This is a genomic window from Citrobacter sp. Marseille-Q5395, assembly GCF_947057495.1.
GTDB lineage: Bacteria > Pseudomonadota > Gammaproteobacteria > Enterobacterales > Enterobacteriaceae > Citrobacter > Citrobacter murliniae.
In genome coordinates, this window is the sequence record NZ_CAMSEL010000023.1 from 75,037 (window position 1) to 84,066 (window position 9,030).

General features: G+C 52.3%; 7 protein-coding genes. 5 read left to right on the forward strand and 2 right to left on the reverse strand.

The genetic code is table 11. The features are described from left to right. The first annotated feature begins 6 nt into the window (after window positions 1–6). A complete protein-coding gene (locus tag OH663_RS22130) occupies window positions 7–987 on the forward strand; it encodes a LacI family DNA-binding transcriptional regulator (protein ID WP_200013162.1) in 981 nt (326 codons plus the stop codon). A 152-nt stretch (window positions 988–1,139) separates the two neighbouring features. Here OH663_RS22130 and fadA read toward each other — a convergent pair whose 3' ends face one another. Continuing rightward, a complete protein-coding gene (gene fadA / locus OH663_RS22135) occupies window positions 1,140–2,303 on the reverse strand; it encodes an acetyl-CoA C-acyltransferase FadA (RefSeq protein ID WP_045449168.1) in 1,164 nt (387 codons plus the stop codon). A gap of 9 nt (window positions 2,304–2,312) precedes the next feature. Continuing rightward, complete coding sequence (gene fadB, locus OH663_RS22140) at window positions 2,313–4,502, reverse strand: fatty acid oxidation complex subunit alpha FadB (RefSeq protein WP_200013163.1); 2,190 nt, start codon at window positions 4,500–4,502, stop codon at window positions 2,313–2,315. A gap of 189 nt (window positions 4,503–4,691) precedes the next feature. Here fadB and pepQ point away from each other — a divergent pair, with 189 nt between their 5' ends. From pepQ to hemG, 4 genes are read left to right on the forward strand one after another with little or no spacing between them, the layout of a single operon-like run. Beyond that, window positions 4,692–6,023 (forward strand): Xaa-Pro dipeptidase, encoded by a 1,332-nt coding sequence (gene pepQ, locus OH663_RS22145; protein WP_200013164.1) that lies wholly within the window; start codon window positions 4,692–4,694, stop codon window positions 6,021–6,023. Beyond that, window positions 6,023–6,637: an IMPACT family protein gene (locus OH663_RS22150; protein WP_045449173.1), complete on the forward strand. Its 615-nt coding sequence runs from the start codon at window positions 6,023–6,025 to the stop codon at window positions 6,635–6,637. The genes pepQ and OH663_RS22150 overlap by 1 nt, the downstream gene beginning before the upstream one ends. 38 nt (window positions 6,638–6,675) lie before the next feature. Beyond that, window positions 6,676–8,127, forward strand: a complete 1,452-nt coding sequence (trkH, locus tag OH663_RS22155) for a Trk system potassium transporter TrkH (protein WP_045449175.1) — start codon at window positions 6,676–6,678, stop codon at window positions 8,125–8,127. 11 nt (window positions 8,128–8,138) lie between these two features. Further along, on the forward strand, window positions 8,139–8,684 hold the full coding sequence (hemG, locus tag OH663_RS22160; RefSeq protein WP_045449176.1) for a menaquinone-dependent protoporphyrinogen IX dehydrogenase: 546 nt from the start codon (window positions 8,139–8,141) through the stop codon (window positions 8,682–8,684). Window positions 8,685–9,030: the final 346 nt, after the last annotated feature.

Sequence of the window (9,030 nt, forward strand, 5' to 3'; positions counted from 1 at the left end):
AGTGAAATGACGAAACCTGTACGAATCAGAGATATTGCCGAAGCCTGCGGTGTGTCGGTTGGCGCTGTTTCCCGCGCACTAAAAGGGCAACCGGGACTGCGTGAGGATACCCGATTGCGCATTATTTCCGTGGCGGAACAGCAGGGCTACGATTTCTCCCGTCTGCGTAGCGATAAACTCAGGCGCGTCCTGTTTTTGTTGCATCGCCAGCACAACATTAGTCGGGCATTACCGTTTTATTCACCGCTGTTGTTGGGCATAGAAGAAGTATGTCGTGATCACAATATTGCGCTGAGCTTTCTCTCTATTGGCCCTGGTGACGCAGTGGGTGAACAGGTGATGCTGCATCAGCCTGATGCGCTGATCTGTGCCGGATTTTTTGAGCCTGAACTGCTTGGGCTACTGCAACAAATGAAGCTGCCAATGGTACTGGTGGACTTGTGGGTGCCTGGTTTGCCATGCGTCAATCCGGATAATACCCAGGGTGGCTATCTGGCCACTCAACATCTAATCGAACAAGGGCGCAGTCGCATTGCCTTTCTTGCCAGCACACTCTCTCATTACAGTATTCGCCAGCGTGAGAAGGGCTATCGCCAGGCGCTGTATGACGCTCGTCTACTGATGCCGCCAGAGTATGAAGCCATTGCACCACCGCTTCTGGATACTGAACAATCACTGGTCGAGGCGGTCAACGAATTGTTCAGGTTGCCCGAGCCGCCCGATGCCATTTTTGCTTATAACGATGCGGCAGCGCTGGTGGTTCAGCGAGTGTGTGCGCAGCAAAGTATACGTATCCCGGAAGATCTTTCACTGGTAGGGTTTGATGATATTGATGCCGCAGCCTGGTCACATCCACCGCTGACCACCATTGCCGTTGATAAACAGCAACTGGGGCGTGAAGCACTGCGTTTGTTGTTGGAAGAACAGCAGGAACAGAATTTGTTGCTACCCGTGCAGTTAGTGGTCCGTACCAGTTCTGTGAAATAAAAAACCCGCCCCTGACAGGCGGGAAAAACGGCAACTAATTGTTATACAGTGGCGCTGTCGTTGCAGGCCGGATAAGACGATATTGCGTCGCCATCCGGCATGGTTGCCGGGGCATTTCGCTTACCCGACCTGCAATAGATGACACTCTCTGATTAAACTCGCTCAAATACTGTCGCGATCCCCTGACCCAACCCGATACACATCGTCGCCAGACCAAACTGCACGTCTTTGCGCTCCATCAGGTTCAGCAAGGTGGTGCTGATACGTGCACCGGAACATCCCAGTGGATGACCCAGTGCGATCGCGCCGCCGTTGAGGTTGATCTTCTCGTCAATCTGCTCCATCAGTCCCAGATCTTTAATGCATGGAAGGATCTGCGCGGCAAAGGCTTCGTTCATTTCAAACAGACCGATATCGCGGGTGGAGAGCCCTGCTTTTTTCAGCGCCAGCTTTGAGGCCGGGACCGGGCCATAACCCATGATTGAGGGGTCGCAGCCGACAACCGCCATTGAACGAATACGGGCGCGTGGTTTCAGACCCAGTTCACGAGCGCGGCTTTCACTCATCACCAGCATGGCAGCTGCGCCATCAGAGAGAGCTGAAGATGTTCCGGCAGTAACTGTACCGCTGACTGGGTCGAACGCCGGGCGCAGGGTGGACAGCGCTTCGACGGTGGTTTCCGGGCGGATAACTTCATCGTAGTTAAACTGTTTCAACACGCCGTCAGCATCGTGGCCACCGGTCGGGATTATTTCATTTCTGAACGCGCCAGACTGTGTCGCTGCCCAGGCCCGGGCGTGTGAGCGTGCGGCGAAGGCATCCTGCATTTCACGGCTGATACCGTGCATACGGGAGAGCATTTCTGCCGTCAGGCCCATCATTCCCGCCGCTTTAGCAACGTTGCGACTCATACCCGGATGGAAATCGACGCCGTGACTCATGGGGACGTGGCCCATATGCTCCACGCCGCCAACCAGACACGCTTGTGCATCGCCGGTCATGATCATGCGTGCCGCGTCGTGCAGTGCCTGCATGGATGAACCGCACAGGCGATTGACCGTTACTGCCGGGACGGAGTGCGGAACTTCTGCCAGCAGCGCGGCGTTACGGGCGATGTTGAACCCTTGCTCCAGCGTCTGCTGTACGCAGCCCCAGTAAATGTCATCGAGAGCCGCAGGATCAAGCGCGGGATTACGCGCCAGCAGGCTACGCATTAAATGTGCGGAGAGATCTTCTGCCCGCACGTTACGAAACGCCCCCCCTTTCGAACGGCCCATCGGGGTACGGATCGCATCAACAATTACAACCTGTTCCATTGTGACTCCTTAAGCCGTTTTCAGGTCGCCAACCGGGCGGGCAGGCTCAACCTGGGGATAATACGGTTCGTTATGACGTGCTTTATTGCGCAATCCTTCCGGGACGTCATACAGCGGACCGAGGTGCTGATACTGTTGCGCCATATCGAGATATTTCGCGCTGCCGAGTGTATCCAGCCAGCGGAACGCACCGCCATGGAACGGAGGGAAGCCCAGGCCGTAAACCAGCGCCATATCTGCCTCTGCTGGACTGGCAATAATGCCTTCTTCCAGGCAGCGGACCACTTCGTTGACCATCGGGATCATCATGCGGGCGATAATCTCTTCATCGCTAAAATCGCGCTTCGGCTGACTGACATCTGTCAGCAGACTATCAACAGTGGCATCCTCTTCTTTCTTCGGTTTACCTTTGTTGTCTTCTTTATAGCGCCAGAAGCCGAGGCCGTTTTTCTGTCCAAAGCGACTGGCGTCAAATAATGCGTCAATCGCGTCGCGATAATCTTTTTGCATGCGTTGTGGGAAGCCTGCTGACATGACTGCCTGCGCGTGATGGGCGGTATCAATGCCGACGACATCCAGCAGATATGCCGGACCCATCGGCCAGCCAAACTGTTTCTCCATCACTTTATCGACTTTGCGGAAGTCCGCTCCATCACGCAGTAGCTGGCTGAAACCAGCAAAGTACGGGAACAGCACACGGTTAACGAAGAAGCCGGGGCAGTCGTTGACCACAATCGGCGTCTTACCCATACGGCTTGCCCAGGCGACAACTTTGGCGATGGTTTCATCCGAGCTTTTTTCACCGCGAATGATCTCTACCAGAGGCATACGGTGCACCGGGTTAAAGAAGTGCATGCCGCAGAAGTTTTCCGGACGCTTCAGAACGCTGGCCAGTTCACTAATTGGAATAGTGGAGGTGTTTGAGGCCAGCACGGTATCATGGCGAACCTTCTCTTCGGTCTCTGCCAGTACTGCTTTTTTCACTTTCGGATTCTCAACGACCGCTTCCACTACCACATCTACGCGCTCAAAGCCGGTATAGTCGAGGGTGGGATGAATGGTTGAAATCACGCCTGCCATTTTCAGACCATCAATCTTGCCGCGCTCAAGCTGTTTGTTCAGCAGTTTGGCGGCTTCAGTCATACCAAGCGTCAATGATTTATCATTGATGTCTTTCATGATAACCGGCACACCTTTCCAGGCAGACTGGTAAGCGATACCGCCGCCCATAATGCCTGCGCCCAATACTGCGGCCTGCTTCGGTGCCTCAATGTCTTTAGTCAGCTTCTTCGCTTTTGCTTTTACGTACTGATCGTTGAGGAAGATACCGACCAGCGCGCGTGCTTCACTGGTGTGCGCCAGTGGCACAAAGCTTTTATTTTCCAGATTCAGTGCTTCTTCACGACCAAAGCGTGCTGCGGCTTCAATCGTTTTTACCGCGGTGATGGGGGCAGGGTAATGTTTACCTGCAGTCTGCGCGACCATGCCTTTGGCGATGGTAAAACTCATTGCGGCTTCAATTTTGCTGAGTTTCAGTGGTTCCAGTTTCGGCTGGCGTTTGGCCTTCCAGTCGAGGTCGCCGTTGATTGCCTGACGTAATACAGCCATCGCGCCATCAAGCAGTTTTTCCTGCTTAACAATGCCATCGACCAGGCCAACTTTCAGTGCCTGCTCAGCGCTGATATCTTTACCCGACGCAATAATTTCCAGCGCGCTGTCGGCGCCCAGTATACGTGGCATACGCACAGAGCCGCCAAAGCCCGGCATAATGCCCAGCTTCGTTTCCGGCAGACCGATACGCAGGTCCGGCGTTGCCAGACGGTAATCGGTCGCCAGCACGCACTCGCAACCGCCGCCCAGCGCATAACCGTTTACGGCGGCAATGGTTGGCACCGGTAAATCTTCCAGCCGGTTAAAGACGCTGTTGGCAAAATGCAGCCACTGGCTTAGCTGCTCTTCAGGAACAAGAAACAATGAAAGGAATTCGGTGATATCGGCGCCAACAATAAAGGCCGCTTTATTCGAGCGCAGCAGCAGACCTTTTAAATCTGTCTGCTTTTCCAGCACATCAAGCGCATGGCCCAGGCTGGCTACGGTTGCCGTATCGAGTTTGTTGACCGAGCCAGGGGCATCGAACACCAGTTCGGCGATGCCATCTTCCAGCCAGTCGAGGTACAGGGTGTCGCCTTTGTAAAGCATGTCAGTCTCCTGAATCCGCAAGGTGATCTGGTCATACCAGATGAATCGAAGTGTGTGTTTTATGTTAATAAAATGCAAATGAATGATTAAAGAAATGACGATTCGATCACGCTCGGCAGAAATCACGCAGCTACAGAACGATGTGCTAAGATGCGGTGACTTGAGGTCAAAAAAACAGAAGGGTAAATAATGGAATCACTGGCCGCACTCTATAAAAATCATATTGTTACCTTACAGGAACGGACCCGCGATGCGCTGGCTCGTTTTAAGCTGGATGCGTTACTTATTTACTCCGGCGAGCTGTTAAACGTTTTTCTCGACGATCATCCATATCCGTTTAAGGTTAATCCGCAGTTTAAAGCCTGGGTACCTGTCACGCAGGTTCCTAACTGTTGGTTGCTGGTAGATGGCGTTAATAAGCCTAAATTGTGGTTCTACTTGCCGGTCGACTACTGGCACAACGTTGAACCGCTACCGACCTCTTTCTGGACGGAAGAAATTGACATTATTGCGCTGCCAAAAGCCGATGGTATTGGCGGCCAACTGCCAGCTGCACGCGATAATATCGGTTATATCGGCCCGGTTCCTGAGCGTGCGTTGCAACTGGACATCGCTGCCAGCAATATCAACCCGAAAGGGGTGATCGACTATCTTCATTATTATCGTGCGTATAAAACGGATTACGAGCTGGCCTGTATGCGTGAAGCGCAGAAAATGGCGGTGAGTGGGCATCGTGCGGCAGAAGAAGCCTTCCGTTCCGGTATGAGCGAGTTCGACATTAACCTGGCCTATTTGACTGCTACGGGTCATCGTGACACCGACGTGCCTTACAGCAATATCGTGGCCCTCAACGAACATGCCTCCGTACTGCATTACACCAAACTGGATCACCAGGCGCCGTCAGAAATCCGCAGTTTCCTGCTGGATGCTGGCGCGGAATACAACGGTTATGCGGCAGACCTGACGCGAACCTGGTCGGCGAAAAGCGACAACGACTATGCGCAACTGGTGAAAGACGTTAACGACGAAGAACTGGCGCTGATTGCAACCATGAAGGCGGGCGTCAGCTATGTGGATTATCACATTCAGTTCCATCAACGTATTGCAAAGCTGTTGCGTAAACATCAAATCATCACCGGTATGAGTGAAGAGGCGATGGTAGAGAACGATCTCACCGGGCCGTTTATGCCGCACGGCATTGGCCACCCGCTGGGTCTGCAGGTTCATGATGTTGCTGGCTTTATGCAGGATGACAGCGGTACACACCTTGCTGCACCATCAAAGTATCCCTACCTGCGCTGTACGCGAGTGCTGCAGCCGGGCATGGTCCTGACTATCGAGCCGGGTATTTACTTTATCGAATCGCTGCTGGCGCCATGGCGCGAAGGGCAATTCAGCAAGCACTTTAACTGGCAGAAAATTGAAGCGCTGAAGCCGTTCGGTGGTATTCGTATTGAAGATAACGTGGTTATCCACGAGAGCAATGTCGAAAACATGACGCGGGATTTAAAACTGGCGTAATGGACAGTTGGTTAATCCCTGCGGCGCCGGTTAGCGTTGTTGAAGAGATCAAAAAAAGCCGCTTTATTACTCTGCTCGCGCATACGGATGGTGTGGAAGCGGCGAAAGCCTTTGTTGAGTCAGTTAGAGCGGAACACCCGGACGCGCGCCACCATTGTGTGGCGTGGGTGGCGGGTGCGCCGAATGATTCGCAACAGCTGGGATTCTCGGATGATGGTGAACCAGCGGGGACGGCAGGGAAACCGATGCTTGCTCAACTGATGGGGAGCGGTGTCGGTGAAATTACCGCCGTGGTGGTACGCTACTACGGCGGTATTCTTCTCGGTACGGGTGGGCTGGTGAAAGCCTACGGCGGCGGCGTGAATCAGGCTTTACGTCAGTTAACAACGCAGCGCAAGACGCCATTAACCGAATATACTTTGCAGTGTGAGTACGGCCAGTTGGCTGGCATTGAAATATTGTTGGGGCAGTTTGACGGTAAAATAATTTCCAGTGATTACCAGGCATTTGTTCGGCTCAGGGTAGCGCTTCCTTATGCGAAAGTGGATGAATTTTCGGCAAAGCTGGCGGATTTTAGTCGTGGTTCATTGCAATTGTTAGCGATTGAAGAATAATCCCCACCTCATTTTGAAGAATTAAGGAAGCGGCAGAGATGCATTTTCGCGCCATTACCCGAATCGTTGGACTACTGGTCATCTTATTTTCGGGGACAATGATCCTCCCCGGACTGGTAGCTCTCATCTACCGTGATGGTGCGGGTCGTGCATTTACGCAAACTTTCTTTGTCGCGCTGGCAATTGGTTCCATGTTGTGGTGGCCGAACCGTAAGGAAAAGGGTGAACTGAAATCCCGCGAAGGGTTTCTGATCGTCGTCTTGTTCTGGACCGTGCTGGGCAGCGTGGGTGCGCTACCATTTATCTTTTCCGAAAGTCCTAACCTCACGATTACTGATGCGTTTTTCGAATCCTTTTCGGGGTTAACAACGACAGGTGCGACGACGCTGGTGGGGCTGGATTCATTGCCGCACGCCATTCTCTTTTATCGCCAAATGCTGCAATGGTTTGGTGGTATGGGGATCATCGTGCTGGCGGTCGCTATCCTGCCTATTCTTGGCGTCGGTGGTATGCAGCTCTATCGGGCAGAAATGCCTGGGCCGCTCAAAGATAATAAAATGCGTCCGCGTATTGCTGAAACGGCAAAAACGTTATGGCTTATCTATGTACTGCTGACGATTGCATGTGCGCTGGCGCTATGGTTTGCCGGGATGCCGGCGTTTGATGCCATTGGGCACAGTTTTGCCACCATTGCTATTGGCGGCTTCTCTACACACGATGCCAGTGTTGGTTATTTCGACAGCCCCACTATTAACACGATTATTGCTATCTTTTTACTGATCTCCGGTTGTAACTATGGCCTGCACTTCTCTTTATTAAGTGGGCGTAGTTTAAAGGTCTACTGGCGCGACCCGGAATTTCGCATGTTCATCGGTGTGCAGTTGACGCTGGTGGCTGTCTGTACGCTGGTGCTGTGGGTACACAACACCTATGGTTCGGCGCTAACGACGATCAATCAGGCCTTTTTCCAGGTAGTATCAATGGCGACCACCGCAGGGTTTACTACGGACAGTATTGCCCGCTGGCCGCTGTTCCTGCCGGTACTGTTGCTGTGTTCTGCATTTATTGGTGGCTGTGCTGGCTCAACGGGCGGTGGTTTGAAGGTCATTCGTATCCTGCTGCTGTTTAAGCAGGGTAACCGGGAACTCAAAAGGCTGGTCCACCCCAATGCGGTTTACAGTATTAAACTGGGTAATCGTGCGCTGCCGGAACGGATCCTTGAAGCGGTATGGGGATTCTTCTCAGCCTATGCGCTGGTGTTTATTATCAGTATGCTGGCAATTATAGCGACCGGTGTGGATGACTTCTCAGCATTTGCCTCTGTTGTTGCGACCCTGAATAACCTGGGACCAGGGCTGGGCGTTGTTGCCGACAACTTTGCCAGTATGAACCCAGTGGCGAAATGGATCCTGATTGCCAATATGCTATTTGGTCGTCTCGAGGTCTTTACTTTGCTGGTACTCTTTACCCCTACCTTCTGGCGTGAATAACGGAGTAACACGTGAAAACACTGATTCTTTTTTCTTCCCGGGATGGACAAACGCGCGAAATCGCCGAGTATCTGGCTTCTGAACTAAAAGAACTGGGCGTCTGGGCCGATGTTGTGAATCTGCATCGCACCGAAGAGCCTGACTGGAAAAACTATGACAGCGTGGTGATTGGTGCATCAATTCGCTACGGTCATTACCACACTGCTTTTCAGGAGTTCGTGAAGAAGCATGCCACGCGGCTGAATGCGATGCCGAGTGCGTTCTACTCCGTTAACCTGGTTGCTCGTAAGCCGGAAAAGCGTACCCCGCAGACCAATAGCTATGCGCGCAAGTTTCTGATGAGCTCGCCGTGGCGACCAGACCGCAGTGCGGTGATTGCCGGAGCTTTACTTTATCCTCGTTATCGTTGGTATGACCGTGTCATGATCAAACTGATTATGAAGATGTCGGGCGGTGAAACGGATACAAGTAAAGAAGTCGTATATACCGACTGGGAACAGGTCGCGATTTTTGCGCGGGAAATTGCCCAATTAACCAACAAAGCGTTGTTAAAATAAACGCAAAGAATAAAAAATACGCAGTTGGAAGATTATTTTAAATTTCCCCTTGTCAGCCTGAAATAACTCCCTATAATGCGCCTCCACTGACACGGAACAACGGACTACAGGCCGCCGGGTCAGCGGGGTTCCACTGAGAACTTCGCGGAGAAAAGCAAAAATAAATGCTTGACTCTGAATGAGGAAAACGTATTATACTGGACCTCGCGACAGAGCGCCAAAGCGCGTCGCAACTGCTCTTTAACAATTTATCAGACAATCTGTGTGGGCACTCAATGATACGGATTCTTAACGTCGCAAGACGAAAAATGAATACCAAGTCTCTGAGTGAACACGTAATTCATTA

Excerpts from the sequence above, each read along its gene's own strand:
- fadB (WP_200013163.1), bottom strand. The coding sequence starts at position 4,502 with ATGCTTTACAAAGGCGACACCCTGTACCTCGACTGGCTGGAAGATGGC.
- fadA (WP_045449168.1), bottom strand. The coding sequence starts at position 2,303 with ATGGAACAGGTTGTAATTGTTGATGCGATCCGTACCCCGATGGGCCGT.
- pepQ (WP_200013164.1), top strand. The coding sequence starts at position 4,692 with ATGGAATCACTGGCCGCACTCTATAAAAATCATATTGTTACCTTACAG.
- OH663_RS22130 (WP_200013162.1), top strand. The coding sequence starts at position 7 with ATGACGAAACCTGTACGAATCAGAGATATTGCCGAAGCCTGCGGTGTG.
- trkH (WP_045449175.1), top strand. The coding sequence starts at position 6,676 with ATGCATTTTCGCGCCATTACCCGAATCGTTGGACTACTGGTCATCTTA.
- OH663_RS22150 (WP_045449173.1), top strand. The coding sequence starts at position 6,023 with ATGGACAGTTGGTTAATCCCTGCGGCGCCGGTTAGCGTTGTTGAAGAG.